Origin of the sequence: Streptomyces sp. NPDC046939, from assembly GCF_040644575.1 — a bacterium.
Classification (GTDB): Bacteria; Actinomycetota; Actinomycetes; order Streptomycetales; family Streptomycetaceae; genus Streptomyces.
In genome coordinates this window covers 22,333-49,065 of record NZ_JBEYWV010000010.1, presented here as the reverse complement: position 1 = coordinate 49,065, position 26,733 = coordinate 22,333, and the positions used below count along the sequence as shown (strand labels likewise).

Annotated in this window: 24 protein-coding genes; 7 read left to right on the top strand and 17 right to left on the bottom strand. The window is 72.8% G+C overall.

Annotated features, from left to right (window positions below; genetic code table 11):
- Positions 1 to 17: 17 nt before the first annotated feature.
- The gene (locus ABZ877_RS13280) at positions 18 to 551 is read right to left on the bottom strand and encodes a GNAT family N-acetyltransferase (RefSeq protein WP_361069061.1); all 534 of its coding nucleotides are present in this window, start codon (positions 549 to 551) and stop codon (positions 18 to 20) included.
- Positions 552 to 583: 32 nt separating this feature from the next.
- Here ABZ877_RS13280 and ABZ877_RS13275 point away from each other — a divergent pair, with 32 nt between their 5' ends.
- Positions 584 to 1,471 carry a TIGR01777 family oxidoreductase gene (locus ABZ877_RS13275; protein ID WP_361069059.1) on the top strand — a complete coding sequence of 296 codons (888 nt, stop codon included), beginning with the start codon at positions 584 to 586 and terminating at the stop codon, positions 1,469 to 1,471.
- A 57-nt stretch (positions 1,472 to 1,528) separates the two neighbouring features.
- Here the strand turns inward: ABZ877_RS13275 and ABZ877_RS13270 are convergent, their stop codons facing one another.
- From ABZ877_RS13270 to cobT, 12 genes are all read right to left on the bottom strand, one after another.
- Positions 1,529 to 2,044 (bottom strand): DUF4240 domain-containing protein, encoded by a 516-nt coding sequence (locus ABZ877_RS13270; protein WP_361069462.1) that lies wholly within the window; start codon positions 2,042 to 2,044, stop codon positions 1,529 to 1,531.
- 114 nt (positions 2,045 to 2,158) lie between these two features.
- Positions 2,159 to 3,157: a WYL domain-containing protein gene (locus tag ABZ877_RS13265; RefSeq protein ID WP_361069056.1), complete on the bottom strand. Its 999-nt coding sequence runs from the start codon at positions 3,155 to 3,157 to the stop codon at positions 2,159 to 2,161.
- Between the two features lie 57 nt (positions 3,158 to 3,214).
- Entirely contained in the window at positions 3,215 to 4,003 is a 789-nt protein-coding gene (locus ABZ877_RS13260) for a VOC family protein (RefSeq protein ID WP_361069053.1), read from the bottom strand.
- Positions 4,004 to 4,119: 116 nt separating this feature from the next.
- Complete coding sequence (gene aceE, locus ABZ877_RS13255; RefSeq protein WP_361069051.1) at positions 4,120 to 6,825, bottom strand: pyruvate dehydrogenase (acetyl-transferring), homodimeric type; 2,706 nt, start codon at positions 6,823 to 6,825, stop codon at positions 4,120 to 4,122.
- Between the two features lie 283 nt (positions 6,826 to 7,108).
- The gene (locus ABZ877_RS13250) at positions 7,109 to 7,732 is read right to left on the bottom strand and encodes a GntR family transcriptional regulator (protein WP_361069048.1); all 624 of its coding nucleotides are present in this window, start codon (positions 7,730 to 7,732) and stop codon (positions 7,109 to 7,111) included.
- A gap of 142 nt (positions 7,733 to 7,874) precedes the next feature.
- The gene (gene sucB / locus ABZ877_RS13245; protein WP_361069045.1) at positions 7,875 to 9,695 is read right to left on the bottom strand and encodes a 2-oxoglutarate dehydrogenase, E2 component, dihydrolipoamide succinyltransferase; all 1,821 of its coding nucleotides are present in this window, start codon (positions 9,693 to 9,695) and stop codon (positions 7,875 to 7,877) included.
- A gap of 116 nt (positions 9,696 to 9,811) precedes the next feature.
- Entirely contained in the window at positions 9,812 to 11,200 is a 1,389-nt protein-coding gene (lpdA, locus tag ABZ877_RS13240; RefSeq protein ID WP_361069042.1) for a dihydrolipoyl dehydrogenase, read from the bottom strand.
- A gap of 275 nt (positions 11,201 to 11,475) precedes the next feature.
- Entirely contained in the window at positions 11,476 to 12,996 is a 1,521-nt protein-coding gene (locus ABZ877_RS13235; RefSeq protein ID WP_361069039.1) for a leucyl aminopeptidase, read from the bottom strand.
- A gap of 190 nt (positions 12,997 to 13,186) precedes the next feature.
- A complete protein-coding gene (gene cobS, locus ABZ877_RS13230; protein WP_361069036.1) occupies positions 13,187 to 13,954 on the bottom strand; it encodes an adenosylcobinamide-GDP ribazoletransferase in 768 nt (255 codons plus the stop codon).
- Between the two features lie 9 nt (positions 13,955 to 13,963).
- Positions 13,964 to 14,638 carry a hypothetical protein gene (locus tag ABZ877_RS13225; RefSeq protein WP_361069033.1) on the bottom strand — a complete coding sequence of 225 codons (675 nt, stop codon included), beginning with the start codon at positions 14,636 to 14,638 and terminating at the stop codon, positions 13,964 to 13,966.
- The gene (locus tag ABZ877_RS13220) at positions 14,635 to 16,374 is read right to left on the bottom strand and encodes a phosphatidylglycerol lysyltransferase domain-containing protein (protein WP_361069030.1); all 1,740 of its coding nucleotides are present in this window, start codon (positions 16,372 to 16,374) and stop codon (positions 14,635 to 14,637) included. Before ABZ877_RS13220 ends, ABZ877_RS13225 begins: the two co-directional genes overlap by 4 nt.
- A gap of 69 nt (positions 16,375 to 16,443) precedes the next feature.
- Positions 16,444 to 17,529 (bottom strand): nicotinate-nucleotide--dimethylbenzimidazole phosphoribosyltransferase, encoded by a 1,086-nt coding sequence (gene cobT / locus ABZ877_RS13215; protein WP_361069027.1) that lies wholly within the window; start codon positions 17,527 to 17,529, stop codon positions 16,444 to 16,446.
- A gap of 271 nt (positions 17,530 to 17,800) precedes the next feature.
- Between cobT and ABZ877_RS13210 the strand changes: the two genes are divergently transcribed.
- A complete protein-coding gene (locus ABZ877_RS13210; protein WP_361069024.1) occupies positions 17,801 to 18,859 on the top strand; it encodes a class I SAM-dependent methyltransferase in 1,059 nt (352 codons plus the stop codon).
- 9 nt (positions 18,860 to 18,868) lie between these two features.
- On the opposite strand, the gene ABZ877_RS13205 is transcribed toward ABZ877_RS13210, so the two are convergent.
- Positions 18,869 to 20,074 carry a bifunctional adenosylcobinamide kinase/adenosylcobinamide-phosphate guanylyltransferase gene (locus ABZ877_RS13205; protein ID WP_361069021.1) on the bottom strand — a complete coding sequence of 402 codons (1,206 nt, stop codon included), beginning with the start codon at positions 20,072 to 20,074 and terminating at the stop codon, positions 18,869 to 18,871.
- A 98-nt stretch (positions 20,075 to 20,172) separates the two neighbouring features.
- On the opposite strand from ABZ877_RS13205, the gene ABZ877_RS13200 reads away from it, so the two are divergent.
- Complete coding sequence (locus ABZ877_RS13200; RefSeq protein ID WP_361069018.1) at positions 20,173 to 20,400, top strand: hypothetical protein; 228 nt, start codon at positions 20,173 to 20,175, stop codon at positions 20,398 to 20,400.
- A gap of 359 nt (positions 20,401 to 20,759) precedes the next feature.
- On the opposite strand, the gene ABZ877_RS13195 is transcribed toward ABZ877_RS13200, so the two are convergent.
- The 3 genes from ABZ877_RS13195 to ABZ877_RS13185 form a co-directional block, all read right to left on the bottom strand.
- Positions 20,760 to 21,836, bottom strand: coding sequence for a trypsin-like peptidase domain-containing protein (locus tag ABZ877_RS13195; protein ID WP_361069015.1), 1,077 nt, complete (start codon positions 21,834 to 21,836; stop codon positions 20,760 to 20,762).
- Positions 21,837 to 21,893: 57 nt separating this feature from the next.
- Positions 21,894 to 22,601, bottom strand: a complete 708-nt coding sequence (locus tag ABZ877_RS13190) for a methyltransferase domain-containing protein (RefSeq protein WP_361069012.1) — start codon at positions 22,599 to 22,601, stop codon at positions 21,894 to 21,896.
- A gap of 83 nt (positions 22,602 to 22,684) precedes the next feature.
- Positions 22,685 to 23,314, bottom strand: a complete 630-nt coding sequence (locus ABZ877_RS13185; RefSeq protein WP_361069009.1) for a DUF3043 domain-containing protein — start codon at positions 23,312 to 23,314, stop codon at positions 22,685 to 22,687.
- A gap of 292 nt (positions 23,315 to 23,606) precedes the next feature.
- Between ABZ877_RS13185 and ABZ877_RS13180 the strand changes: the two genes are divergently transcribed.
- From ABZ877_RS13180 to ABZ877_RS13165, 4 genes are read left to right on the top strand one after another with little or no spacing between them, the layout of a single operon-like run.
- Positions 23,607 to 24,404, top strand: a complete 798-nt coding sequence (locus ABZ877_RS13180) for a PspA/IM30 family protein (protein ID WP_361069007.1) — start codon at positions 23,607 to 23,609, stop codon at positions 24,402 to 24,404.
- Positions 24,405 to 24,440: 36 nt separating this feature from the next.
- Positions 24,441 to 24,719, top strand: a complete 279-nt coding sequence (locus tag ABZ877_RS13175; RefSeq protein ID WP_361069004.1) for a hypothetical protein — start codon at positions 24,441 to 24,443, stop codon at positions 24,717 to 24,719.
- A gap of 38 nt (positions 24,720 to 24,757) precedes the next feature.
- A complete protein-coding gene (locus ABZ877_RS13170; protein ID WP_361069002.1) occupies positions 24,758 to 25,987 on the top strand; it encodes a histidine kinase in 1,230 nt (409 codons plus the stop codon).
- Positions 25,984 to 26,700 carry a response regulator transcription factor gene (locus ABZ877_RS13165; RefSeq protein WP_361068999.1) on the top strand — a complete coding sequence of 239 codons (717 nt, stop codon included), beginning with the start codon at positions 25,984 to 25,986 and terminating at the stop codon, positions 26,698 to 26,700. Before ABZ877_RS13170 ends, ABZ877_RS13165 begins: the two co-directional genes overlap by 4 nt.
- The last annotated feature ends 33 nt before the right edge of the window (positions 26,701 to 26,733 follow it).

Below are 26,733 nucleotides of genomic sequence, written 5' to 3'. Positions count from 1 at the left end.
TTACGCCATCAACCCTGCTACGACTCGCCCGCCCCCGCACTCCGCCACGTGCCGTCGTGCAACGACCGCCCCATCAGCACGTCGTCCACGTACTCCCCGTCCAGCAGGAACTCCTCGGGCAGCACGCCCTCCACGACGAAGCCCTCGGCCTCGTACAGCTTGCGGGCCGGGGTGTTGTGGCCGAGCACCCGCAACGTGAGGCGGCGCGCGTCCTGCCGCCGCGACTCCTCGACCGCCGCCCGCACCAGCGCCCGGCCCACGCCGTGCCCGCGTGCGGCCGGTGCGACGGCCAGCCCCTGCACCTGCCTGACGTGCGCGTTCGACGGCAGCGAGGTGGGGCGCACGAGCCGGATGTACCCCACGACCCGCCCGTCCAGCTCGGCGACCAAGTGGTCGCGCGGGCCGAACCGGTCACTGAAGAACGGCGGATAGGGCGGCTCGCGCCGCTCCACGACCGCGTGCAGATACGACCAGGTGTCCCCGTCGAGGCGGCTCAGCGCCCCGTCGTCCTCCGGCACGGCGAAACGTATGAGAGGTGGCTGTCGCGACATGCGCGCCACTGTACGACCGGCAGGATGGGGGCATGACACGTATCGCGGTGGCGGGCGCCTCCGGACTCACCGGCTCGGCGCTCGTCCGCTCCCTGACCCGTGACGGACACGACGTCCTGCGCCTCGTGCGCCGGGACCCACGCGCGGCGGACGAGGTCCGCTGGGACCCGAAGAAGGGGGAGATCGACGCCGAACGGCTCGCCGGATGCGACGCCGTCGTCAACCTCGCCGGTGCCGGGGTCGGTGACCACCGGTGGACCGACGCGTACAAGCGGGAGATCCGCGACAGCCGCGTCCTCGGGACCCGGACCCTCGCCGAGGCGATCGCGGGGCTGCCCGAACCGCCCCGCGTCTTCGTCAACGGCAGCGCCGTCGGCTACTACGGGTCCACGGGCAGCCGCGCCGTCGACGAGTCCGCCCCCGCGGGGGAGGGGTTCCTCGCCTCCCTGTGCGTGGAGTGGGAAGCGGCGGTCGCGCCCGCGCGCGACGCGGGCGTCCGTACGGTCCTCGCGCGTACGGGCCTGGTCGTGTCCCGCGCCGGAGGCGCCTGGGGCAAGCTGTTCCCGCTGTTCAGAGCGGGGCTCGGGGGGCGGCTCGGGGACGGGCGGCAGTACTGGTCCTTCATCGCGCTGCACGATCATGTCGCGGCGCTGCGGCACTGCCTCGACACGGAGGGCCTGGCCGGCCCCGTCAACCTGACCGCTCCGCATCCCGCGACGAACCGTGAGGTCACGGCGGCGATGGGGCGGGTTCTGCGACGTCCGGCACTGTTTCCGGCGCCGGCGGTTGCGCTCCGCTTGGTGCTCGGGGAAATGGCGGGCGAGGTACTGGGCTCCACCCGGGCGGTGCCGAGCCGTCTCCTGAAGTCGGGGTTCGAGTTCGCGTTCCCGGGGCTGGACCAGGCGATCCGCGCGGCGTGAGGTGGGTCGGCCGTCTGCGGGCGGGTGGGGGCTGGCCGCACTCGACACCAGCGGGGACTACCCGAACCGTTCCGTCAGGCGGGGGTACAGGCCCGCCATCAGGGACTCGTTCTCGAAGTCGATCGGCGTGCCCTCCGGCTCCGCGGGGGCGGGCGGCAGCCCGAGGTCGGGGGCGACCGTGCCGGTCAGCTCCTCGTACGCCTCGTCCGCCGCGTACCCCAGATCCTCCCCGTCCCCGTCCACGTCCTCGTCGAACGCGTCGAGGGACTCCGCCAGCGAGTCCGGGTCGTGCAGCGCCCCCTCGAACACCTCCCGCCCCTGCCCGATCAGCCAGCACCGGAAGTAGTCGAACGCGTCGTCGCTGGCCCCGCCGAGCAGCACCCACGCGGCGCCCCACAGGTCCCAGCGGTAGGCGCGGTTGTAGCGGGCCTCGAAGTGCCGGGCGAAGTCGAGCACGGAGTCGGGGTCGTAGCGGAGGAGTCTGTCGACGAGCAGCTCGGCGTGGTCCTCGGGGTCGCCCTCGGCGGCCTCGCGGGTGGTGTCCACGATCTCCCAGAACTCGGTCTCGTCCATCACGGGACAAGCATCGGCCCTGTGCCGGGGGGCCGCACGCCGAGCGCCGGACGTGCGCCAGTTCGTTACGCGTGCACATGCCCAGGGCACCACCTGCCGAGGGCGGCGACGCGTCTACTCCCGCCCGTACCACCCGCACATCCGCCGCGCCGCCTGCGCGAACCGCTCCCGCAACGCCTCCGGAGCCACCACCTCCGCCTCCGGCCCGAGCCCCATGAGCTGGGTGAACGCGACCTCCTCCGACTCGACCGGCAAGGTCACCGTCACCCGCCCGTCCGCGTCCGCGGGCCCCGCCGACTCCAGCGCCTCCCGCGCGGACGCCGTGTCCGTGGCGTACGGCAACCGCCGTACACCGTCGGCCGTCAGCCGTACGACCACCTCGGCGCCGAGGAGCGCCCGCGCGAACTCCTCGGCCCGCTCCTCCCAGAACGCGGGCAGGTCGAACTCCTCGTCCCGCTCGAACCGCTCGTCCAGCGCGGTCACCGACGTGAACCGGTCCATGCGGTACACGCGCCGCCGCGACCCCGACCCGTCCTCGTCGCGCACGGCCGCCGCCAGGTACCAGACCCCCGCCTTCAGGACGAGGCCGTACGGTTCCAGCTCCCGCTCGACCGGCGCATCCGGTGCGCCCCGGCGCGCGTACGCGACCCGCAGCACCCGGTCGCCCCACACTGCCTCGGCGACGGCGGGCAGCAGTTCGGGTGTGCGCGGCTCCTTGAACCAGGCCGGCGCGTCCAGGTGGAACCGCTGCGCCGCCGTCCGCGAGGCGTCCCGCACCGACGGGGTCAGCGCCGCCGACACCTTGAGCCGGGCCGCCGACGCCGCGTCGTCCAGACCCATCTCGCGCAGCGCCCCCGGCACCCCGGAGAGGAACAGCGCCTCCGCCTCGCTGCGGGCCAGGCCCGTGAGGCGGGTGCGGTAGCCGCCGATCAGCCGGTAGCCGCCGGCCCTGCCCCGGTCCGCGTAGACGGGGACGCCCGCCTCGGACAGCGCCTGCGCGTCCCGCGTCACGGTCCGCTCGGAGACCTCCAGCTCGTGCGCCAGCTCGGCCGCGGTCATCGACGGCCGGGACTGGAGCAACAGCACCATCTTGATCAGGCGGGCAGCACGCATGCCGCCATCATGACCCGTGCCACTGACAACGATGCCCGCCGGCCGGGGCTCAGGCCGTCATGGGGTGAAGCGCATGACCGAGAACGTCGCACCCTGCGGATCCGCGAGGACGGCGAACCGGCCCGTCGGGAGGTCCGTCGGCGCCACGAGGACCCGCCCGCCCAGCTCCTCGCAGCGCGCGGCCGTGGCGTCCGGGGCGTCCACGGCGACGTACAGGTTCCAGTGGGAGGGCAGGTCGAGCGGGAACCGGCCGGGCGAGCCGGTCGACATGTCGACCATCCCGCCGAAGGCTTCGTCGGCCACGGTCCATTCCGTGTACGTGGTCCCGTCGCCGAAGGGGCGCCGCCGCGGGCCCCAGCCGAGCACCGCCTGGTAGAAGTCGACCGCGCCCGCCGCGTCCCGCGTGACCAGCTCGAACCAGCAGAAGCTGCTCGGCACGTCCACCGCCTCGAACCCGGCGTGCGACAGCGGGTCCCACAGGCCGAACCCGGCGCCCGCCGGGTCCTGGCAGACCGCGAGGCGGCCCTGTCCCGCCGCGGCGAGCGGACCGGCGACCACCCGGCCGCGGTTGCCGCCCACGCGCGCGGTGACCGCGTCGATCCCGCTCGTCTGGAAGTACGGCAGCCAGGCCGCGGGCTCGCGCGGTTCCGCCGCCGGGCCGACCCCGGCGACGAGGTGCCCGTCCTCGGCGTCGAGCGCGAACATGCTGTAGCCGTCGGTCGCCGGGTCGTCCGCGAGCCGGGAACGCCAGCCGAACAGCGCCTCGTAGAAGCCGCGGGCCCCCTCGGGGTCCGGCGTGAACAGGTCGGCCCAGCAGGGTGCGGAGGGGGTCTTGGAGATCTGCACGCGAATGCCTCCCACGGCCGGGTGAACCCCCCGCCCCCCTGACGACCCGTCCATTCACGCACGCGTGCCCCGTCCCGGCAATCGGGACGGGGCACGCGGCAGGTGCTGTGCGGTTCCTACAGGCCGTAGCGCTCGCGCGCCTCCTTCACGGCCGTCGCCTTGACCTCGCCGCGGCGGGCGAGCTGGGCGAGGGCCGCGACGACGATCGACTGGGCGTCGACGCCGAAGTGGCGGCGCGCGTCCTCACGGGTGTCGGAGAGGCCGAAGCCGTCCGCGCCGAGCGAGGTGTAGTCCTGCTCGACCCACTGCGCGATCTGGTCGGGGACCTGGCGCATGTAGTCGGAGACGGCCAGGACCGGGCCCTGCGCACCGGCGAGCGCCTGGCGGACGTACGGGATCCGCTCCTCGCCCTTCAGCAGCGCGGCGTCGGCCTCCAGGGCGTCACGGCGCAGCTCGGTCCAGGAGGTGGCCGACCAGACGTCGGCGGCGACGCCCCACTCCTCGGCGAGCAGTCGCTGCGCGTCGAGGGCCCAGTGGATGGCGGTACCGGAACCGATGAGGTTGATGCGCGGCGCGTTCGCGGCCGCCACGTTCACCCCCGCCGTCTCCGCCGTGTTGAAGCGGTACAGGCCCTTGACGATGGCCTCGTCGAGACCCTCCACGGCCGGCTTGGCCGGCTGCGGCATCGGCTCGTTGTAGACCGTCAGGTAGTAGAAGACGTCCTGGTCCTCGCCCGGCTTGGCCTCGCCGTACATGCGGCGCAGGCCCTCCTTCATGATGACCGCGATCTCGTACGCGAAGGCCGGGTCGTAGGACAGGGCCGCCGGGTTGGTCGCAGCGATCATCGGCGAGTGGCCGTCCGCGTGCTGGAGGCCCTCACCGGTCAGCGTCGTACGACCGGCGGTGGCGCCGACGACGAAGCCGCGGCCCATCTGGTCGGCGAGCTGCCAGAACTGGTCGCCGGTGCGCTGCCAGCCGAACATCGAGTAGAAGATGTACAGCGGGATCATCTGCTCGCCGTGCGTCGCGTACGACGTGGCGGCGGCGATGAAGTCGGCGAGCGCGCCCGCCTCGTTGATCCCCTCGTTGAGGATCTGGCCGGACTCGGACTCCTTGTAGTACATGAGCTGGTCACGGTCGACCGGGTCGTACGTCTGCCCCTTGGGCGAGTACAGGCCGAGCGACGGGAACAGCGACTCCATGCCGAAGGTGCGCGCCTCGTCGGGGATGATCGGCACCCAGCGCTTGCCGGACGTCTTGTCCCGTACGAGGTCCTTCAGGAGCCGTACGAGCGCCATCGTCGAGGCGACGGACTGCGAGCCAGAGCCCTTGTCGAACGAGGCGAACGCCTTGTCGGCCGGGGCGGGCAGCGGCGCGAGCGGCTGCGTACGGCGGGCCGGGGCCGGACCGCCCAGGGCGGCACGGCGCTCGGCGAGGTAGCGCAGCTCGGGGGAGTCGTCGGCGGGACGCGCGTACGGAACGACACCGTCCTCGAAGCGGCTGTCCGGGATCGGCAGGTCAAGGAGGTCACGCATGTCCTTGAACTCGTCGATCGTCAGCTTCTTCATCTGGTGGTTGGCGTTCTTCGACTCGAAGCCCTTGCCGAGCGTGAAGCCCTTCACCGTCTGCGTGAGGATGACCGTCGGCGCGCCCTTGTGCTCGACGGCCGCCTTGTACGCCGCGTACACCTTGCGGGGCTCGTGACCGCCGCGCGAGACGTGGAAGCACTCGGAGATCTTGTCGTCGGAGAGCACCTTCGCGAGCTCGATCAGCGCCGGGTTCGTGCCGAAGAAGTTCTCGCGGATGTAGGCGACGTCGCGCGTCTGGTACGTCTGGAACTGGGCGTCCGGGACCTCACGGAGCCGCTCCAGGAGCGCGCCGGTGGTGTCGAGCTGGAACAGCTCGTCCCAGGCGTTGCCCCACATCGACTTGATGACGTTCCAGCCGGAGCCGCGGAACTGCGCCTCCAGCTCCTGCACGACGCGGAAGTTCGGGCGGACCGGGCCGTCCAGGCGCTGCAGGTTGCAGTTGATGACGAAGGTCAGGTTGTCCAGACCCTCGCGGGCGGCGAGCGTGAGCGCCGAGGTCGACTCGGGCTCGTCCATCTCGCCGTCGCCGAGGAAGGCCCAGACGTGGGAGTTGGAGGTGTCCTTGATGTTCCGCGCGGTCAGGTAGCGGTTGAACCGCGCCTGGTAGATCGCGGAGAGCGGGCCGAGGCCCATGGACACGGTCGGGAACTCCCACAGCCACGGCAGGCGGCGCGGGTGCGGGTACGACGGCAGGCCGTTGCCTCCGGCCTCGCGGCGGAAGTTGTCGAGGTGCGCCTCGGAGAGGCGGCCGTCGAGGAAGGCGCGGGCGTAGATGCCGGGCGAGGCGTGGCCCTGGATGTAGAGCTGGTCGCCGGAGCCGTCGCCCTCCTTCCCGCGGAAGAAGTGGTTGAAGCCGGTCTCGTACAGCCAGGCGGCCGAGGCGAAGGTGGCGATGTGGCCGCCGACGCCGTGTTTCGAGCCACGGGTCACCATCGCGGCCGCGTTCCAGCGGTTGTACGCGGTGATCTTGGCTTCCATCTCCTCGTCACCGGGGAAGTCCGGCTCGGCGGAGGTGGGGATCGAGTTGATGTACTCGGTCGACAGGAGCTTGGGCAGCGGCAGGCCGCCGGCCTCGCCGCGCTCCAGCGTGCGGCGCATGAGCTGCGCGGCACGGTGCGGCCCGGCCGCCTTGGTGACGGCGTCCAGGGAGGCCTGCCATTCGGCGGTCTCCTCGGGGTCGCGGTCCGGGAGCTGGTCGAGCTCGCTCGGCTGGATGCGCATGGGGTCGGTCATGATCGCCGCACGCCTTCCTGAGTCGAAGGGGGTGGGGTGGGGGTGCCCTTGGTCTTTGGCAGGACAGGGCGGGGTCCCGGTGGAGACCCGCAGGTGACAATAACTCCGTGATCGATGATCGATCAAAGGGTGAAGGAGTAAAACCTCTTCAGATCGAGAAAGTAGGCACAAGGTGCCACGACCCGGGGCACTCCGTGCCCCGCCAGGGGCGCGGGGAACGGCGCGACCAGCCACGACGAGCGATCACTCGGCGACGGTGTGCACATGGCAGACGCTTCCGGACTCACGCGCGGGGCGCACACCCCAGAACATGCGCCTTCACCAGCGCCGCAATCTCGGGATCCCGCCGCCGAAACGCCGCCACAAGCTCCTCGTGCTCCTCGGCATAGGACTGCTGAACGGTCCCCAGCCACCGAATGGACAGCGCCGTGAACACCTCGATCCCCAGCCCCTCCCAGGTGTGCAGCAACACCGAATTACCCGCGGCGCGCACCAGCTCCCGGTGAAAACCGACCGTGTGCCGCACCTGCGCGGTCCCGTCGGCCTCCCGGTCGGCCTGGTACAGCGCCGCGACGTGCGGCTCAAGAGCCGAGCAGTCCTCCGCGAGCCGCGCACACGCCAGCTCCGCAGCGATCGCCTCAAGACCGGCCCGCACCGGATAGCTCTCCTCCAGGTCCGCCGCCGAGAGGTTGCGGACCCGCACGCCCTTGTTGGGCGCCGACTCGATCAGCCGCAGCGACTCCAGCTCCCGCAGGGCCTCCCGTACGGGCGTCTGGCTGACCTCAAGCTCCGTGGCGATCCGGCGCTCCACGATCCGCTCACCCGGCTTCCAGCGGCCGCTGACGATCCCCTCCACGATGTGCTCGCGGATCTGCTCGCGCAGCGAGTGGACGACCGGCGTGGTCATGAGGGCTCCTCCGGAGGGCCAAGGGAGTTGACGTCTAGACAATACGGCGGCGCCCCCGCCCGGAGGTGCTCCGGACGAGGGCGCCGCAGGTGAGGCTGGTAACAGCCGCCACCCTCACGTACTGCCTCAGTACCGCGAAGTACTACAGACCCAGCTCGACCTCGAACTCGCCGGCCTCGAGGATCTGCTTGACCGTGGTCAGGTAGCGGGCGGCGTCCGCGCCGTCCACCAGACGGTGGTCGTAGGAGAGCGTTACGTACGTCATGTCGCGGACGGCGATGGTCTCGCCGAGGTCCGGGTGGTTGATGACGACGGGGCGCTTCACCGTGGCGCCGATGCCCAGGATGGCGACCTGGTTCGGCGGGACGATGACCGTGTCGAACAGCGCGCCGCGCGACCCCGTGTTGGAGATCGTGAAGGTGGCGCCCGACAGGTCGTCCGGGGCGATCTTGTTCGTGCGGACCTTGCCCGCCAGCTCCGCCGTCTTCTTGGCGATGCCCGCGATGTTGAGGTCACCCGCGCCCTTGATGACCGGGGTCATCAGGCCCTTCTCGGAGTCGACGGCGATGCCGACGTTCTCCGAGTCGAAGTAGGTGATCGTGCCCTCGTCGTAGTTCAGGCGGGCGTTGATGACCGGGTGGGCCTTCAGCGCCTGGACGGCGGCCTTGACGAAGAACGGCATCGGGGACAGCTTGACGCCCTCACGGGCGGCGAAGGAGTCCTTGGCCTTGGCACGGAGCTTCATCAGCTTCGTGATGTCGACCTCGATGACCGAGGAGAGCTGCGCCTGCTCGTGCAGCGCCTTGTGCATGTTGTCCGCGATGGCCTTGCGGATGCGCGGCAGCTTGACCGTCTGGCCACGCAGCGGCGACGCCTCCAGGGCCGGGGACTTCGGCGCCGAGGAGGCGGCCGGGGCGGCGGCCGGAGCCTGCTGCGCCTTGGCGGCCTCGGCGGCGGCGGTGACGTCCTGCTTGCGGATGCGGCCGCCGACGCCGGAGCCCTTGACCGTGGACAGGTCCACGTTGTTCTCGGCGGCGAGCTTGCGCACCAGCGGGGTCACGTAGGCGCCGTCGTCCGCCGGGGCGGGCGCGGGAGCCTTCGGGGCCGGGGCGGCGGCCTGCTGCGGAGCCGGCGCGGGGGCCGGGGCCGGGGCGGGCTGCGACGGGGCCGGGTCGGGCGCCGGGGCGGTCTGCTGCTGCGGGGCCGGGGCCGAGGGGGCCTGCGGCGCCGGAGCGGCCGGGGCCTCCTGCGCCGGAGCCTGCTGCGCCGGGGCGGCCTGCTGCGGGGCCGGGGCCGCGGGGGCCTCCTGCGCGGGGGCCGCGGGCTGGGCCGGGGCCTGCTGCGCCGGGGCGGCACCGGGCGCGCCGATGACGGCGAGCTTGGCGCCGACCTCGGCGGTCTCGTCCTCGGCGACGGTGATCTCCAGGAGCACACCGGCGACGGGGGAGGGGATCTCGGTGTCGACCTTGTCGGTGGAGACCTCGAGGAGGGGCTCGTCCTCCGCGACCTCCTCGCCGACCTCCTTCAGCCAGCGGGTGACGGTGCCCTCGGTGACGGACTCGCCCAGGGCGGGCAGCGTCACGTCGGTGCCCTCGGCGGAGCCGGAACCGGCGCTCGCCTCGGGGGTCGGGGCCGGGGCGGGGGTCTCGGCCTCGGTGGACGGCTGGGCCTCGGCGGGCTGCGCCGGCTCGGCGGCCGGGGCCTGCTCCTGCGCCGGGGCGCCGGAGCCGTCGTCGATGACGGCCAGCTCGGCGCCGACCTCGACGGTCTCGTCCTCGGCGACCTTGATGGAGGCCAGGACGCCGGCGGCGGGCGAGGGGATCTCGGTGTCGACCTTGTCGGTCGAGACCTCGAGCAGCGGCTCGTCGACCTCGACGCGCTCGCCCTCGGCCTTCAGCCAGCGGGTGACAGTGCCCTCGGTGACGCTCTCACCGAGCGCCGGAAGGGATACGGAAACCGCCATGGTTTCTGTTGCTCCTTAACGATGCGCAACCACGGGTGCCGTGTTGCGGAAGTCTGTGTCGGTCGGTCGTCGCGCCCAGTTTTCGCGACGCAGTGGCGTGGTGGCCGGCGCCGCGCTCAGTCGTGCGAGTGCAGCGGCTTGCCGGCGAGCGCCAGGTGGGCCTCGCCCATCGCCTCGTTCTGCGTCGGGTGGGCGTGGATCAGCTGGGCGACCTCGGCGGGCAGCGCCTCCCAGTTGTAGATCAGCTGGGCTTCGCCGACCTGCTCGCCCATACGGTCGCCGACCATGTGGACGCCGACCACGGCACCGTCCTTGACCTGGACGAGCTTGATCTCGCCCGCGGTCTTGAGGATCTTGGACTTGCCGTTGCCCGCGAGGTTGTACTTCAGGGCGACGACCTTGTCCGCGCCGTAGATCTCCTTGGCCTTGGCCTCGGTGATGCCCACGGAGGCGACCTCGGGGTGGCAGTACGTCACCCGCGGCACGCCGTCGTAGTCGATCGGGACGGTCTTCAGACCGGCCAGGCGCTCCGCCACCAGGATGCCCTCGGCGAAGCCGACGTGCGCGAGCTGGAGCGTCGGGACGAGGTCACCGACGGCCGAGATCGTCTCGACGTTGGTGCGCATGTACTCGTCGACGAGGACGTAGCCGCGGTCCATCGCGACACCCTGCTCCTCGTAGCCGAGGCCCTGCGAGACCGGGCCGCGGCCGATGGCGACGAGCAGCACCTCGGCCTCGAAGGTCTTGCCGTCGGCCAGGGTCACGCGGACGCCGTCCTGCGTGTACTCGGCCTTGTCGAAGAAGGTGCCGAGGTTGAACTTGATGCCGCGCTTGCGGAACGCGCGCTCAAGAAGCTTGGAGCTGTTCTCGTCCTCGACGGGCACGAGGTGCTTGAGGCCCTCGACGATGGTGACGTCGGTGCCGAAGGACTTCCACGCCGAGGCGAACTCGACGCCGATGACGCCGCCGCCGAGCACGATCGCGGACTTCGGGACGCGGTCCAGCTTCAGCGCGTGGTCCGAGGAGATGATGCGATTGCCGTCGATCTCCAGGCCCGGCAGCGACTTCGGCACGGAGCCGGTCGCGAGGAGCACGTGGCGGCCCTGGATGCGCTGGCCGTTCACGTCCACGGAGGTCGGGGAGGACAGCTTGCCCTCACCCTCGATGTACGTCACCTTGCGCGAGGCGATCAGCCCCTGCAGGCCCTTGTAGAGCCCGGAGATGACGTCGTCCTTGTACTTGTGGACGGCCTCGATGTCGATGCCCTCGAAGGTCGCCTTGACACCGAACTGCTCGCTCTCGCGCGCCTGGTCGGCGATCTCGCCCGCGTGCAGCAGGGCCTTCGTCGGGATGCAGCCGTTGTGCAGGCAGGTGCCGCCGACCTTGCCCTTCTCGATCAGGGCGACGTCGAGACCCAGCTGCGAGGCACGCAGAGCCGCGGCGTAACCGCCGCTGCCACCGCCGAGGATCACTAGGTCGAAAACGGTGCTGGCGTCGTTCGCCACGTCACGTCCTCCATGCATGTGCGCCGTACGCCGGTCTCCGATGACCGGGCGGCGGCTGGTGTTCGGCCGCTCGTTCTTCGGCCCTGGGGTGGGGCCCTGTCCTGCCGCCCCCCATCCTCGCACTTGTCGCAGGCATGCGGGACGTCGGGCCGGTGTCTGAGACCGCGGTTACACCGGAGGCGGGTGTGACAGGTGCGGGTGAACCCCGCATGTTCGTCGAAAGCGAACAGCCCCGGGCGCTCCCGCCCGGGGCTGTCACCCGTACGTACAGGCGATCAGCCGAGCTCGCCCGCGGCCGTGCGCTCCGCGAGGCGGACCAGCGTACGGACCGCGGAACCGGTGCCGCCCTTGGGCGTGTAGCCGAACGGGCCGCCCTCGTTGAAGGCCGGGCCCGCGACGTCGAGGTGGGCCCACGTGATGCCCTCGCCGACGAACTCCTGGAGGAAGAGACCGGCGACCAGGCCGCCGCCCATCCGCTCGCCCATGTTGGCGATGTCGGCGGTCGGCGAGTCCATGCCCTTGCGCAGGTGCGAGGGGAGCGGCATCGGCCACGCCGGCTCGCCGACCTCCTCGGCGATCTCGTGGATCTCCGTACGGAAGGCGTCGTCGTTCGACATGATGCCGAACGTGCGGCTGCCGAGCGCTAGCACCATGGCGCCGGTCAGCGTCGCCACGTCGACGATCGCGTCCGGCTGCTCCTCGGACGCCTTGGCGATGGCGTCGGCCAGGACCAGACGGCCCTCGGCGTCCGTGTTGAGCACCTCGACGGTCTTGCCGGAGTACATGCGCAGGACGTCACCGGGCCGGGTGGCGGAGCCGGACGGCATGTTCTCGGCGAGCGCCAGCCAGCCGGTGACGTTGACCTGGAGCTTGAGGCGGGCGGCGGTGACGACGGCGGCGAACACGGCGGCGGCGCCGGCCATGTCGCACTTCATCGTCTCGTTGTGCCCGGCCGGCTTCAGCGAGATGCCGCCCGAGTCGTACGTGATGCCCTTGCCGACGAAGGCGAGGTGCTTGTCCGCCTTGGAGCTCGTGTACGAGAGCTTCACCAGGCGCGGGCCCGACGCGGAACCGGCGCCGACGCCGAGGATGCCGCCGTAGCCGCCCTTGACCAGCGCCTTCTCGTCGAGGACCTGCACCTTGATGCCGTGCTCCTTGCCGGCCGCCTGGGCGACGGCGGCGAAGGCCTCCGGGTTGAGGTCGTTCGGCGGGGTGTTGATCAGGTCGCGGGCGCGGTTTAGCTCCTCGCCCAGCGCGGCGGCGCGCTCGATCTCGGCCTTGTACGCCTTGTCGCGCGGCTTGGCACCCAGCAGGGCCACCTCGGCGAGGGGCGCCTTGCCGTTCTTCGCGTCCTTCGCCGACTCCTTGTAGGCGTCGAAGGAGTACGCGCCGAGCAGCGCGCCCTCGGCGATCGCGCCCGCGTCCTCGGCGTCCTCGATCGGCAGCGCGAACGCGGCCTTCTTCGCACCGGCGAGGGTACGGGCGGCGACGCCCGCGGCACGGCGCAGCGACTCGGCGTCGAACACCTCGTCCTCTTCGGGGAGCGGGCCGAGACCGACCGCCAGCACGACCGGCGCCTTGAAGCCGGAGGGCGCGGGGAGCTTGGTCACCTCGCCCTCGCCGCCGGTGGCGCCGAGGGTCTCCAGGACGGTGGCGAGCTTGCCGTCGTACGCCTTGTCCACGGCCTCCGCGCCGGGCGCGACGACCAGGCCCTTGTCGCCCTTGGCGACACCGACGACGACGGCGTCGGCGCGCAGGCCGCTGGCCGCGGCGGTGCTGAGAGTCAGAGCAGTCACTGTGGTGAGGTCCCTCTTTCGTGTTGCGGGGTTTGGGTGGCCCGGTGCGAGCCTACGCCCGTGTTTTGCTGTGCGCGCCGTCGAGGTCGCCGTCACGGGGCTCCGCCCCGGACCCCGCTCCTCAATCGCCGGAGGGGCTTGATTCGGCGGGGCTTGATTCACGACGTGAGCGCCTCAATGTCGCGGGCCGTCAGAAAACCACTACCACCAGCGCCGCCGTCGCCGCCGTCTCCGCCACCGCTCCGAACACGTCCCCCGTCACCCCGCCGAACCTGCGTACACACCTGCGCAGGAGCAACTCGGCCGCCGCGCAGCCCAGTACGACGCCGAGCGCCGAGCCGGGCGAGAGCGGCAGGGCCAGGGCCGTGATCACCGCCGCCGTCAACAGCGCGGCGCGCAACGGCACCGTTTCGGCGACCGCCGCGCCCAGGCCCTCGGGGCGGGCGGCCGGGACGCCGGTGCGGGAGGCGAGGGTCAGGGCGAGGCGGGCCGTGACCGCGGAGACGGCGGTCGCGACGGCGCCGCGGGACCAGGAGTCCGCGTACAACTGAGCCAGGACCGCGACCTGGGCGAGCAGGGTCAGGACCAGGGTCACCACGCCGAACGGGCCGATGTCCGACTGCTTCATGATCGTCAGGGCATGTGCCGCGGGCTTGCCGCTGCCCAGGCCGTCGGCGACATCGGCGAGGCCGTCCAGGTGCAGGCCCCGGGTGAGGACGGCCGGGACCGTGACGGAGGCGACCGCCGCGAGGAGCGCGCCCGCGCCGAGGACGGTCAGCGCCCCGCCGAGCGCCGCCGCCGCCAGCCCGACGACCAGGCCGGCCAGCGGGGCGCACACCATGCCGGTACGGGCGGCGTCCCGGTCCCAGCGGGTGACGGTGACGGGCAGCACGGTGAGGGTGCCGAAGGCGAAACGTATGCCGTCGGCGAGGGCGGCGCGGGAGCTTGTTGCGGACACCGGGGGAGGTTATCCCGGGGCGCACCGGCGGACGGCGGGCCGGTCGCACAGTGTCGAAGCGCCGCACAGGGCGAGCGCGGCGACGATCGCGGCCAGGTGCTCCTTGCCCGCCAGGTTCGGCTCGACCAGGCACTCGATCACCATCAGCGCGACGACGAGGGCGCCCGTCCACCGCGCCCGGTGGCGCCAGCACACGTAGACGGCGAGCCCGACGACCGCCGCCGACGGGCCGTTGTCCACGAGCCGCGCGTCGGACGCGGGCAGGCCGAGCGGGGCGTCCGGGCCGAGCGCGACGCCGAGCCGCGCGTACAGGGTGCCGGCGAGCGTGGTCGCGTAGGCGATGGTGAGGGTGCGCCACCGGCCGAGGCAGAGCTCGGCGAGGCCGAACACCACCAGGATCTGCGCGAGCGCGCCCCACACGGGCAGGTCGAGGGCCGGGACGAAGAGGGAGAGCGGCGTGCGCAGCAGGGCGAGCCAGAGCGGGTCGTCGGCCCGGACCGAGCCGGTGTCCTGCACGAACTGATAGCCCCAGGACTGGTTCTGCGCGTATTGCAGCGTCGCCGTCAGGGCCATGGCGGCCGCCGTCAGCGGGGCCGAGCGCCACCGCCGGGCGAGCAGCCGTGCGCGTACGAGGGTGAACAGCGGGCCCCATTCCTCGCGGGCCCAGGTGCGCCAGGCGGTCATCCGGGGTGCTCCAGGCGCGGGCGGCGGCGCAGGGCCGGTACGTCGAGGAAGCCCTCGGCGCGGGCCGAGGCGATGCCGATGCGCGGCAGGTCGGCGCTCTTCTCGAAGAGAAGGAAGCGGGGTTCCCAGACGGGCCGGTACTTGGCGTTGGCCCGGTACAGTGATTCGATCTGCCACCACCGCGAGAAGAAGCCGAGCAGCGCGCGCCACAGGCGCAGCACCGGGCCCGCGCCGATGCGCGCACCGCGTTCGAAGACGGAGCGGAACATGGCGAAGTTGAGCGAGACCTGGGTGATCCCGATCTCAGGGGCGTGGCGGAGGAGTTCGATGACCATGAACTCCACGAGGCCGTTGCCGCAGCCGCGGTCGCGGCGCATCAGATCGAGGGAGAGCCCGGCGGCGCCCCACGGCACGAAGGAGAGCACGGCTCGCAACGCGCCGTCCGCGTCCGCGCATTCGAGCATCACGCACTGCCCGTCGGCCGGGTCGCCGAGGCGGCCGAGCGCCATCGAGAAGCCGCGCTCGGTGGCCCCGTCGCGCCAGTCGTCGGCCCGCTTCAGGAGGTACGCCATCTCGGCGGCGGGGATGTCCGCGTGGCGGCGGACGCGGACGGTGTAGCCCGCGCGCCCGACGCGGTTGTGGGCCTGGCGGACGGTGCGCATCGCCCGGCCCTCCAGGGTGAAACGGGCGGTCTCGACGACGGCCTCGTCGCCGAGTTCGAGGGCGTCCAGGCCGTGGCGCGCGTAGATGGTGCCCGCCTCCTCGCTCGCGCCCATCACGGCGGGCAGCCAGCCGTGCGCGCGGGCCTCGGCGAGCCACGCCGCGATGGCGCCGGGCCACGCCTCGGGGTCGCCGATCGGGTCACCGGAGGCCAGCGAGACGCCGCCGAGCACCCGGTAGGTCACGGCCGCCTTGCCGGTCGGGGACCAGACGACGCTCTTCTCGCGGCGCAGCGCGAAGTAGCCGAGCGAGTCGCGGTCACCGCCCTTGGCGAGCAGGGCGCGCAGCCGCGACTCGTCCTCGGGGGAGAGGGGGTCGACGGCGCGGCGGGAGCGGAAGGCGGCGTGGACGACGGCGATCAGCAGGGCGGTGGAGAGGACGTCGATGACGACGTCGACCCAGTGCGGGGTGGTGATCCCCGGGCGGCGGGAGTCGTCGAGGGTGACCGCGACGAGGCGCAGGGTGCCGTAGCGCCAGCGCTCCGGGAAGGTCGAGCCGGGGCCGTCGTCGGTGAGGGTGACCAGAAGCGCGGCGAGGAGCGAGGCGGCGAGCAGGCCGCAGCCCGCGACGGCCGCAGCGAGGCGCGGGTTGGAGCGGTCGCCCCGCGCGTAGAACTCGCGGCGGCCCAGGAGCAGGGCGGCCACGAACGCGGCGGTCAGGGCGAGCGAGACCCAGTTCTGCGCGTACCGGCGGACCTCCGGGAAGCACATCACGCACCCGAAGAGGAGCAGGAAGAGGCCGCTCAGGACGAGGTTGAGGATCCACGCCGCGCGCTTGCGCCGCCGCATCGTGACCGCCAGGAACCCGGCGACGACCGCGGAGGAGAAGCCCGCCGCGAGCAGGTACGGGGTGAAGCAGTCCTGCGCGTTGTGGCGCCGCAGGTCCTGGCCGAACGAGAACCAGACGGCGCTCAGCAGATTGAGGGACGTGACCACCCGCAGGTACCAGACGGTGAACCGCGCGGCGCGCCGCGCGGTCGGTGTGCTGGTGCCCTGTGGCTCTCCGGTGACGCCCATGCCGGTGAGCATATGGGCGTTTTGGTGCGGTTATGGGGGATTTGGGGTCGGCGTCGCCGACCCCGCGCACTACTCCTGCCCGGCCTCCGCGTCGTCCTCGGCCTTCGGCTGCTCCGCCTCCGGCAGCTCCGCCGCGAGCGCCGCCGCCGACTGGACCAGCGGGAGCGCGAGCAGTCCGCCCGTGCCGCCGCCCAGGCGCACGCCCTGGTCGAGGAGCGGGTCCATCGCCATCCGGTCCAGCGCCTTCGCCTGCGCGGGCTCGCCGCTCGTGTGCGCCGCCAGCCACCAGTCCGGGGCACGGAACGCGACACGCTGGCCGACCAGGGCGCAGGCCGCCGACACGACGCCGTCCAGGATCACCGGCGTACGGCGCACCGCGGACTGGAGCAGGAAGCCGGTGGCGGCGGCGAGGTCCGCGCCGCCGACCGTGGCGAGAAGCTGCACCTGGTCGCCCAGGACCGGGCGCGCCCGGCGCAGCGCGTCCCGCACCGCCGCGCACTTGCGCATCCACGCCAGGTCGTCGATGGGGTCGCCGCCGCGTCCGGTGACGACGGAGGCGTCGGTGCCGCACAGCGCCGCGACGAGCGTGGCCGCCGCCGTGGTGCCGCCGACGCTGAGGTCGCCGAGCACCACCAGGTCCGTACCCGAGTCGGCCTCCTCGTCGGCGAGCGCCATGCCCGCGCGGAACGCCTCCTCGGCCTCTTCGAGGGTCAGCGCGTCCTCGGTGTCGATGCGCCCGGAGCCGCGCCGCACCCGCCGGCTCTCGACGTCCGCGGGCAGTTCGTCCGGCTCGCAGTCGAGCGCCATGTCGACGATCCGGACGCCGACGCCGAGCCGCCGGGCCAGGACCGCGCCCGCGCTCGCGCCCTCGACGGCCTCGCGGACCAGGGCGGCGGCGGTGCCCGCGGGCCGCTTCGAGACGCCGAGCTCCGCGATCCCGTGGTCACCGGCGAAGACGATCACGCGCGGCCGCGCGACCGGCCGCACCGGCACCGAGCCCTGCGCGGCGCTGAGCCACTCGCCCAGTTCGTCGAGGCGTCCGAGGGCGCCGGGCGGCACGGCGAACCGGGCCCTGCGCTCCTCGGCGTCGCGCCGGGTCCCGCCGTCGGGGCGCTCGATCAGGTCGGTGAAGTCGTCGAGATTCAGCGAGCTCATTCGCCGAACAGTACCGGCCGGTCCCGCCCGCGACCCCTGGCGTCCCCCGCGGTCCGGCGGCCCCGTCACCGCTCGCCTGACCATCCGTCACCCGAAGCGACGCACCGACTCCGTAGCGTCATTGCGTGGCGACTGTTCATCCCTTACGTTCACATGTACATCGGATTGTCATACCGCATGACGGCGCCCCACGGATCACCGGCGGCACCACATGCCCGTGGACGCCCGGTGGACGCCCGGTCAGGAGTCTCGGTCAGGAGTTGACGCAGACATGTCCCGCACCCCGCAGGCCGTGGCCGCCCGCCGCCCCGCCTACCTCGCCGAACTCGCGCAGGGCACCGACCGCTTCCACGAACCGCCACGCCCCGACTGCCCCTGGTGCGGCTCCACCCGGCTGCGCACCCGGCTGCGCACCACCGACCTGCTCCAGCACAAGCCCGGCACCTTCACCGTCGACCAGTGCGAGGTGTGCCGCCACTCCTTCCAGAACCCCCGCCTCACCCCCGAGGGCCTCGCCTTCTACTACCGCGACTTCTACGACGGCCTCTACGCCGACCAGGCCGAGAAGATCTTCGGCCCGCAGAGCTCCGCCAAACGCCACCTGCGCGCGGCCCGCGCCCTGCGCAAGTACATCGAGCCCGAGAGCTGGCTGGACGTCGGCACCGGCCGCGCCCACTTCCCCGCCGTCGCCCGCCGCGTCCTGCCCTACACCGCCTTCGACGGCCTCGACGCCGGCCCCGCCGTCGAGGAGGGCCGCAGACGCGGCCGCATCCAGCGGGCCCACCGCGGACTCCTCACCGACCTCGCACCCCGCCTCGCGGGCCGCTACGACGCCATGACGATGTTCCACCACCTGGAGCACGCCGTCGAACCCCGCGAGGAGCTCAAGGCCGCCCACCGCGTCCTGCGCCCCGGCGGCCACCTCCTCATCGAGGTCCCCGACCCCGAGAGCCGCTACGCGAAACTGCTGCGCAAATGGTGGGTGCCGTACTTCCAGCCCCAGCACCTGCACTTCATCCCGCTCGCCAACCTCCGCACCGAACTGCGCGCCCTCGGCTTCACGGTCGTCGCCGTCGACCGCCGCGAACCGCACGTCCCGCTCGACCTGTCGGCCGCCTGCGCCCTGCTCCTCGGCCACTGCCTGCCCCACCGCGACGACCCGTGGCGCAAGGCCCCGGGCCGCCTCCGGCGCCGCCTGCGCCAGGTCCTCGTCTACGTGGCCGCCCCCGCCTTCGTCGTCTGCTACGCCGCCGACGCGCTGCTCGCCCCGCTGGTCAGCCGCACCCGCTTCTCGAACGCGTACCGGATCATCGCCCGCCGCAACCCGTAGGGGCCGGGCTCAGCCGCGCAACGGGAGCGCCTGGCCCGCGACGACGAGCAGCACCTGCTCGCACTCGCCCGCGAACGCGGCGTTCAAACGGCCGAGTTCGTCGCGGTAGCGGCGCCCCGACGCCGTCGCGGGCACGATCCCCGCACCCACCTCGTTCGAGACGGCGACGACGGTACGCCGCGTGCGCCGCACCCCGTCGACCAGCCCGGCCACCTTCCCGCGCAGCGCCTTCTCCCCGCCGCCCGCCCACTCCGCGTCGTCCCAGGCCCCCACCTCGTCCATGGCGTGCGTGAGCCACAGCGACAGGCAGTCGATCAGCAGCGGCGCCGGATCACCCGCGTCGGCCAGCAGAGGCAGCAGGTCGCAGGTCTCGGCGGTCCGCCACGAGCCGGGCCGCCGGTCGCGGTGCAGGGCGACACGCTGGGCCCACTCGGCGTCCCCGTCCCGGGCGCCCCCCGTCGCCACGTACAGCACGTCGGGGAAAGCGGTGAGCCGTCGCTCCGCCTCCACCGACTTCCCCGACCGGGCCCCGCCGAGGACCAGCGTCCTGCGCGGCACGTCGGGCACGCTCTCGTACGCGCCGACGAGCAGCGTCGTCCCGTCCGGCACGGCCCGCGCGCCCGCGGCGGCCAGCCGCCGTTCGAGCTCGGCGCCCGGCGGCACATCGTGGTCCACATGGACGGCGACGACATCGGTGACCGGCCCGACCGCCCCCGCCGACCGCAGCCGCGCCAAGGCGTCCGGCCGCCCCGTCACGTCCAGGACGACCATCTCGTACGGGCTCCGCACCGCCCCGAGCCCCGCCGGCGCGGCGCCCGGCGGCAGATACAGCACCCGCTCGCCCTCGGGCCCCACCACCTCGTACCCGGTGCCGGGCGCGTCCAGGGCGAGCGCCCGCACCCGGTGCCCGGTCAGCAGCGCCAGCTCCCGCCCGTCCGGCACCCGCGCCGGCTGCGGAAGCCCCGCCGGGACCTCGACGGCCGGCCCGTCGTGCGGATGCGACAGCAGCACCTGCCGTACGCCGCCGAGACTGTGCCCCGCGCGGGCCGCGGCGAACGCGGCGCCCGGCGTCAGGTCGAGCAGCAGCACCCCGTCGACCAGGAGCGCCGTCGCCGCGCGGGCATGCGGCCCGAGCGCGGTCGCGCAGGCCGCGCAGGGGCAGTCCGGGCGGGGCAGGCCCTCGGGGGCTCCGGTGCCGAGCAGAGTCAGTTCCACGGGAAGATCTTCCCGCGCCCCCGCGCGGGCCGCGCGCCCGGCTAGGCTTCCAGGGACAGCAGGAGCAGGACATCGGACATCCGGTACGGGAGGCTGACATGGCGGCATGGACGTGGCGGTTCGAGAAGTCCGACGGCACGGAGGTGCCTCCGGCGGTGCAGCCGGAGGAGTTCACGACGCAGGGCGACGCCGAGTCCTGGATCGGCGAACACTGGAAGGCGCTGGCCGAGGGCGGCGCCGATCAGGTCACCCTGTCCGAGGACAACACGGTGATCTACGGTCCGATGAGCCTCCACGCGGAGGAGGCGGCGGCCTCCCAGGAGTGACGTGCGCTGCCGCGACCGGGCGGGGCGGGGCCGAGGCCCTGCCCGGCCCCGGGAGCTGGCTCGCCGTGACGGGGCGTTTGTTGCTCCGGGGGCGGGGCTTGTCGTGACGGGGCGTATGCCGCTCCGGGGCGGGTGTCGCCGTGACGATGCGTGTGTTGTTCCGGGGGCGGGTGTCGCCGTGACGGTGTGTGTCGCTCCGGGGGCAGGTCTTGTCGTGACGGTGCGTCTCGCTCCGGGGACGGGTCTCGCCGTGACGGTGTGGGCCTCGTTGCGGGTGCGGGGCTCGTCGTGGCCGGTCGCGCAGTTCCCCGCGCCCCTAGGGGGCTGCGGCTTCCCCGCGTCCCCAGGTGCGGGGCGGGTCAGATTTCGGTCAGTGTTACCTCAGCTGTTCTCTCCGAGCCGTCCCTGACGTACGTCACCGGTACCTTGTCGCCGGGGCGCTTCTCCGCCAGGGCCTCCGACAGGGACTGCATCGTCGGGACGGCCGTGTCGTCGAAGCGGGTGATGATGTCGCCCGGCTCAAGGCCCGCCTTCCGGGCGCCGCCGTTCTTCGTCACCGTCACCACGGCGACGCCCGCGGGCCGGTAGCCGTCGTCCAGGACCGAGCGGCCGGAGATGCCGAGGGCGGCGCGGCCCGAGTCGGTGACCTTGCCGTTCTTGATGACCTGGTCGGCGACCGTCTTCGCCATGGACGCCGGGATCGCGAAGCCGATGCCGGGGGCCGAGCTGTTGCCGAGGCCCGGGTCGGTCGCCGCGAGGGTCGGGATGCCGATGACCTCGCCGTCCAGGTTGACCAGGGCGCCGCCGCTGTTGCCCGGGTTGATCGCCGCCGAGGTCTGCACCATGTTGGCGATCGTCGCCCCGGTCCCGCCGCCGGAGCGGCCCTCGCTCACCGTGCGGCCGGTCGCCGAGACGATGCCCTGGGTGACGCTGGAGGAGAGGCCCAGCGGTGACCCCATCGCGAGGGTGATCTGGCCGACCGCCACCTTCGCCGAGTCCCCGAACCGCGCCGCCCTCAGCCCCTCGGGCCGCTTCGTCAGCTTGATGACGGCCAGGTCCTGCTCCGGGTAGGCGTACACCAGCTCCGCGGTCAGCGCCTCCGTGCTGTTGGCCGTCGTGACCTTGAACGTCTTCTCGTCGCCGACCACGTGCGCGTTCGTCACGATGTGCCCCTGGTCGTCGTAGACCACGCCGGAGCCGAGGTCGGACGAGGCCTGGATCTGAACGACCGACGGCAGGACGTTCTTGATGACCTTCTGGTAGTCGTCCTGAAGGCTGTCGGCCGCGGCGGGCGCCGCCGGCGCGGCCTGCGTGGTCGAGGCGGACGGCGACGCGGACGGCGCCCCCGCGCTCGAACACCCCGAGGCGAGCGCCACCACCCCGAGCACGGCGACGACCAGCGGGGTACGACGTACGGTTGCGCAAGAGACAGTCATGCCCGAATTGTCCAGCCCGGCGGGGTCTGCCGCCCGCCCCGCACGGCCGAACAGACGTCAGCCGCGTACCCCGCACAGATGCAGCAGCGCCGCCACCCGGCGGTACGGGTCCGTGCGGCCCGCGCGTTCCTCCGCTGCCAGGAGCGTCTGGAGTTCTCCGCGTTCCGGGAGCTCCGCCCCGTCCTCGGCCTGGTCGGTGAAGACCCGGACCCCGTACCAGGCGTGCAGCGGGGCCCCGATGCCGGAGAGCGTGTCCGTCAGGGTGGCGAGCCGGTCGGCGCGGACGTCGAGGCCGAGCCGGTTGCGGTAGGCGGTCGAGTCGAAGGCGCCGAGCGCCGCGACCCAGTCACCGGCGAGGCCCGGCCGCATGGCGAGCGCGTCCGCGTTCCGCACGAGGAGCGAGAGCAGGCCGCCGGGGGCCAGCATCCGCGCCAGGCCCGCGAGCAACGCGTCCGGCTCCTCCACGTACATCAGGACGCCGTGGCAGAGCACGACGTCGAAGCTGCCGGGCAGGAAGTGGACGCCGGTGTCCCGGCCGTCGCCCTCGATGAGCCGCACCCGCTCGCGCACGCCCTCGGGCTCCGCGGCGAGGTCCCGCTGCGCCACCGCGATCATCCCGGCGTCCCGCTCGATCCCGGTGACCTTGTGCCCGGCCCTGGCCAGGCGCAGTGCCTGCGTGCCCTGGCCCATCCCCACGTCGAGCACCCGCAGCCGCTGCCCGACGGGGAACCGGCCGGCTATCTGCTCGTCGAGCTGCCGGGCCATCAGCTCCTGCCGTACGACATTGCGCAGGCCGCCGAGCCCCGACTGCCAGGCGCGCGCCGCGTCCCCGGTGAAGGACTCCGTGCTCAGGGTCGCTCCCCGCGCTTGACCTGAGGCTTCGGCAGACGCAGCCGCTTCATCTGGAGCGTGCGCATCAGCGCGTACGCCACCGCGCCCTTGCGGCGCTCGTCCGGGAACTTCTCCGCAAGCCGCTTCTTCAGGCGGAAGCCGGTGATGGCCGAGTCGATCACGATCGCGACGATGACGAACAGCCAGAGCAGCAGCGCGATGTTCTGCAGCGAGCCGACGCGGACCATGCTCAGGACGAGGATGATCACGGCCATCGGCAGGAAGTACTCGGCGATGCAGAACCGCGAGTCGACGAAGTCACGCGCGTACTTGCGCACGGGACCCTTGTCACGGGCCGGCAGATAACGCTCGTCACCGCTGGCGAGGGCGGCGCGCTGCCGCTCCATCGCGGTGCGGCGCTCCTCGCGCTGGCGGGAGCGGGCCTCCTTCGGCGTCATCTTCGTGTTGGCCACGCTGCGGCGCTGCGACTGGGCCGCGCTGCGCTTGGGCGTGGGGCGGCCCTTGGGCGCCTGCGGGTCTCGGGTCTGCGTGGACGAGGAGGTCACCGGGGCCTTGGCGGCGGGGGCCTTGTCGTCCTTGGATCGGCTACGGAACACAAAAGCCAAGGGTACGCGGTGGGCGTGCATGGACCACAGGCCCGTGGGGAACGATCCGGCAACGTCGTGCGTCCATAGGGGCACCGCAGGGACACGGCGAAGTCGCCTCCGCAGGGACCCCCAAAGGGCCCCCGCAGGGACCTCCGTAGGGAGACACCTACTCCTCACGCCGGAGCGGAGCGCTACGCAGTCGTCCTTGGGGATGAGCGCATCCGCACCTGAACAGTGCGGTAATAGATGCAGGACCCGTACTGTGGATTCTGTCGCAGTGCTGGAGCTGGAACGGCCGGTCGGATCTGTCAGAAGGGGGCGCGCGAAGCCCATGAGCGGTGTCATGAAGCGTATGGGGATGATCTTCCGCGCGAAGGCGAACAAGGCCCTTGACCGGGCCGAGGACCCGCGCGAGACCCTCGATTACTCGTACCAGAAGCAGCTGGAGCTGCTCCAGAAGGTGCGCCGCGGCGTCGCCGACGTGGCGACCAGCCGCAAGCGCCTGGAGCTGCAGCTCAATCAGCTCCAGGGCCAGTCCTCCAAGCTGGAGGACCAGGGCCGCAAGGCGCTCGCGCTCGGCCGCGAGGACCTCGCCCGTGAGGCGCTGTCCCGTCGCGCCGCGCTCCAGCAGCAGGTCACGGACCTGCAGACCCAGCACCAGACGCTGCAGGGCGAGGAGGAGAAGCTCACCCTCGCGGCCCAGCGGCTCCAGGCCAAGGTCGACGCCTTCCGCACGAAGAAGGAGACGATCAAGGCCACCTACACCGCGGCCCAGGCGCAGACCCGGATCGGCGAGGCGTTCTCCGGCATCTCCGAGGAGATGGGTGACGTCGGCATGGCGATCCAGCGCGCCGAGGACAAGACGGCCCAGCTCCAGGCGCGGGCCGGCGCGATCGACGAGCTGCTCGCCTCGGGCGCCCTGGACGACCCGTCGGGGCTCGCCAAGGACGACATCCAGAGCGAGCTGGACCGCCTCTCCGGCGGTACGGACGTCGAGCTGGAACTCCAGCGCATGAAGGCCGAGCTGGCCGGGGGCTCCTCCTCGTCCCAGCAGGCGATCGAGGGCGGTGCGGGCCAGGGCCAGCAGGCGCAGCAGCCGCAGGACACCCCGCGCTTCGACAAGCAGTAATCGCGGCAGAGCACAGACACGGCCCAGGAGGGCGTCATGATCGTACGGATCATGGGGGAGGGCCAGGTGAGGCTGGCCGACGGCCACTTCGCCGAGCTCAACGAGCTGGACGACGAACTGCTCGCGGAGATCGAGGGCGGTGACGAGGAGGGGTTCCGGCGCACGCTCGCCGCGCTCCTCGACGCCGTGCGCCGTCTCGGCACCCCGCTGCCCGACGACGCCCTGGAGCCCTCCGAGCTGATCCTGCCCGCCGAGGACGCGACGCTCGACGAGGTCCGCTCCATGCTCAGCGACGACGGCCTGATTCCGGGCTGACCCGCGCGGCGGTGCGGGGGACGGCTACCGTGAACCCGGTGACCTCCCTCGTACGGTGGGCCAGGGCGCACCCCCTGGCCCTGGACGCCATCGTCGCCCTCGGCGTTCTCGCCGCCATGGTCGCCGGGTCCTTCGTCGATCCGCACGGCCCCGACGGCTCGTACGTCTGGGGCGCCCGCACCCCGGACGCCCTGAGCCTCGTCCTCATGGTGCTCGGCGCCGCCGCGCTGGTCTTCCGGCGGGCCGCGCCCATGTACGTACTGGCCGCGACCTCGGCCGTGTCCATCGTCGAGCTCGTCACCGGCGAGCCGCGCGCCCCCGTCGTGATGTCCGCCGTCATCGCGCTCTACACCGTCGCCGCGACCACCGACCGGCCGACCACCTGGCGCGTCGGCCTCGCCACGATGGCCGTGCTCACCGCCATCGCCATGCTCGTCGGACCCCTGCCCTGGTACGCGCAGGAGAACATCGGGATCTTCGCCTGGACCGGGATGGCCGCGGCGGCGGGTGACGCGGTCCGCTCCCGGCGCGCCTTCGTCCAGGCCATACGCGAGCGCGCCGAGCGGGCCGAGCGGACCCGGGAGGAGGAGGCGCGGCGCCGCGTCGCGGAGGAGCGGCTGCGCATCGCCCGCGATCTGCACGACGTCGTCGCCCATCACATCGCGCTGGTCAATGTGCAGGCCGGGGTCGCCGCCCATGTCATGGACAAGCGGCCGGACCAGGCCAAGGAAGCGCTGTCGCACGTCCGTACGGCCAGCCGTTCCGCGCTCGACGAACTCCGCGCCACCGTCGGCCTGCTGCGGCAGAGCGGCGACCCGGAGGCGCCGACCGAACCGGCGCCGGGCCTCGACCGCCTGGACGACCTCGTCGCCACCTTCCGCCACGCGGGCCTGCCCGTGGAGGTGGCCCGCGCCGCGTCCGCCCCGGCGCTGCCCGCCGCCGTCGACCTGGCCGCTTTCCGCGTCGTGCAGGAAGCGCTGACCAATGTGCGGAAGCACGCGGGCCCCGGCGCGAAGGCCGAGGTCAGCGTCGTGCACGTGGGGCGGGACGTGGAGATCACGATCATCGACAACGGGCCGGTCGCCGAGCCCGTCCCCGCCGACCGCCTCGACGACAGCGGCGGCCACGGCCTGCTCGGCATGCGCGAACGCGTCACCGCGCTCGGCGGCCGCCTCACCACAGGACCGCGCTACGGAGGCGGTTTCCGCGTCCATGCGATCCTTCCCGTCGACGCCCGCACGACCACACCAGGGGATGCCACGCCATGACGAGCGGCACGACCAACGACGCCACCCGGACGATCAGGGTGCTGCTCGCCGACGACCAGGCCCTGCTGCGCAGCGCCTTCCGCGTCCTCGTCGACTCCGAGCCCGACATGCGGGTGGTGGGAGAGGCGTCCGACGGCGCCGAGGCGGTGCGCCTCGCCCGCTCCGAGCGGCCCGACGTCGTCCTCATGGACATCCGGATGCCCGGCACCGACGGCCTCGCCGCGACCCGGGAGATCAGCGCCGACCCCGCGCTCGCCGACGTACGTGTCGTGATGCTGACGACGTTCGAGGTCGACGAGTACGTGGTCCAGTCGCTCCGGGCCGGCGCCTCCGGCTTCCTCGGCAAGGGCGCCGAACCCGACGAACTCCTCGGCGCCGTCCGTGTCGCCGCCGCCGGGGACGCCCTGCTCTCGCCCGCCGCGACCAAGGGCCTCATCGCCAAGTTCCTCGCGCAGAGCGACGGTTCGGACGATGCGACGCCCGGCGGCGCCCACGCCGAACGGCTGGCCGCGCTCACCGTGCGCGAGCGCGAGGTCCTGGTCCAGGTCGCGGGCGGCCTCTCCAACGACGAGATCGCCGAGCGGCTCGAAGTCAGCCCGCTCACCGTGAAGACCCACGTGAATCGCGCCATGGCCAAACTCGGCGCCCGCGACCGCGCCCAACTCGTGGTCATCGCCTACGAATCGGGCCTCGTCCGTCCAAGGGTGGAGTGACTCCACCGCCGTACGTACTACGGCCGCAGTAGG

Bases quoted from the DNA above. Each gene is read 5' to 3' on its own strand.
- ABZ877_RS13280 (WP_361069061.1), bottom strand. From the start codon at position 551: ATGTCGCGACAGCCACCTCTCATACGTTTCGCCGTGCCGGAGGACGAC.
- ABZ877_RS13275 (WP_361069059.1), top strand. From the start codon at position 584: ATGACACGTATCGCGGTGGCGGGCGCCTCCGGACTCACCGGCTCGGCG.
- ABZ877_RS13270 (WP_361069462.1), bottom strand. From the start codon at position 2,044: ATGGACGAGACCGAGTTCTGGGAGATCGTGGACACCACCCGCGAGGCC.
- ABZ877_RS13265 (WP_361069056.1), bottom strand. From the start codon at position 3,157: ATGCGTGCTGCCCGCCTGATCAAGATGGTGCTGTTGCTCCAGTCCCGG.
- aceE (WP_361069051.1), bottom strand. From the start codon at position 6,825: ATGACCGACCCCATGCGCATCCAGCCGAGCGAGCTCGACCAGCTCCCG.
- ABZ877_RS13250 (WP_361069048.1), bottom strand. From the start codon at position 7,732: ATGACCACGCCGGTCGTCCACTCGCTGCGCGAGCAGATCCGCGAGCAC.
- sucB (WP_361069045.1), bottom strand. From the start codon at position 9,695: ATGGCGGTTTCCGTATCCCTTCCGGCGCTCGGTGAGAGCGTCACCGAG.
- ABZ877_RS13225 (WP_361069033.1), bottom strand. From the start codon at position 14,638: ATGACCGCCTGGCGCACCTGGGCCCGCGAGGAATGGGGCCCGCTGTTC.
- ABZ877_RS13220 (WP_361069030.1), bottom strand. From the start codon at position 16,374: ATGGGCGTCACCGGAGAGCCACAGGGCACCAGCACACCGACCGCGCGG.
- cobT (WP_361069027.1), bottom strand. From the start codon at position 17,529: ATGAGCTCGCTGAATCTCGACGACTTCACCGACCTGATCGAGCGCCCC.
- ABZ877_RS13210 (WP_361069024.1), top strand. From the start codon at position 17,801: ATGTCCCGCACCCCGCAGGCCGTGGCCGCCCGCCGCCCCGCCTACCTC.
- ABZ877_RS13200 (WP_361069018.1), top strand. From the start codon at position 20,173: ATGGCGGCATGGACGTGGCGGTTCGAGAAGTCCGACGGCACGGAGGTG.
- ABZ877_RS13195 (WP_361069015.1), bottom strand. From the start codon at position 21,836: ATGACTGTCTCTTGCGCAACCGTACGTCGTACCCCGCTGGTCGTCGCC.
- ABZ877_RS13190 (WP_361069012.1), bottom strand. From the start codon at position 22,601: ATGGCCCGGCAGCTCGACGAGCAGATAGCCGGCCGGTTCCCCGTCGGG.
- ABZ877_RS13185 (WP_361069009.1), bottom strand. From the start codon at position 23,314: ATGCACGCCCACCGCGTACCCTTGGCTTTTGTGTTCCGTAGCCGATCC.
- ABZ877_RS13180 (WP_361069007.1), top strand. From the start codon at position 23,607: ATGAGCGGTGTCATGAAGCGTATGGGGATGATCTTCCGCGCGAAGGCG.
- ABZ877_RS13175 (WP_361069004.1), top strand. From the start codon at position 24,441: ATGATCGTACGGATCATGGGGGAGGGCCAGGTGAGGCTGGCCGACGGC.
- ABZ877_RS13165 (WP_361068999.1), top strand. From the start codon at position 25,984: ATGACGAGCGGCACGACCAACGACGCCACCCGGACGATCAGGGTGCTG.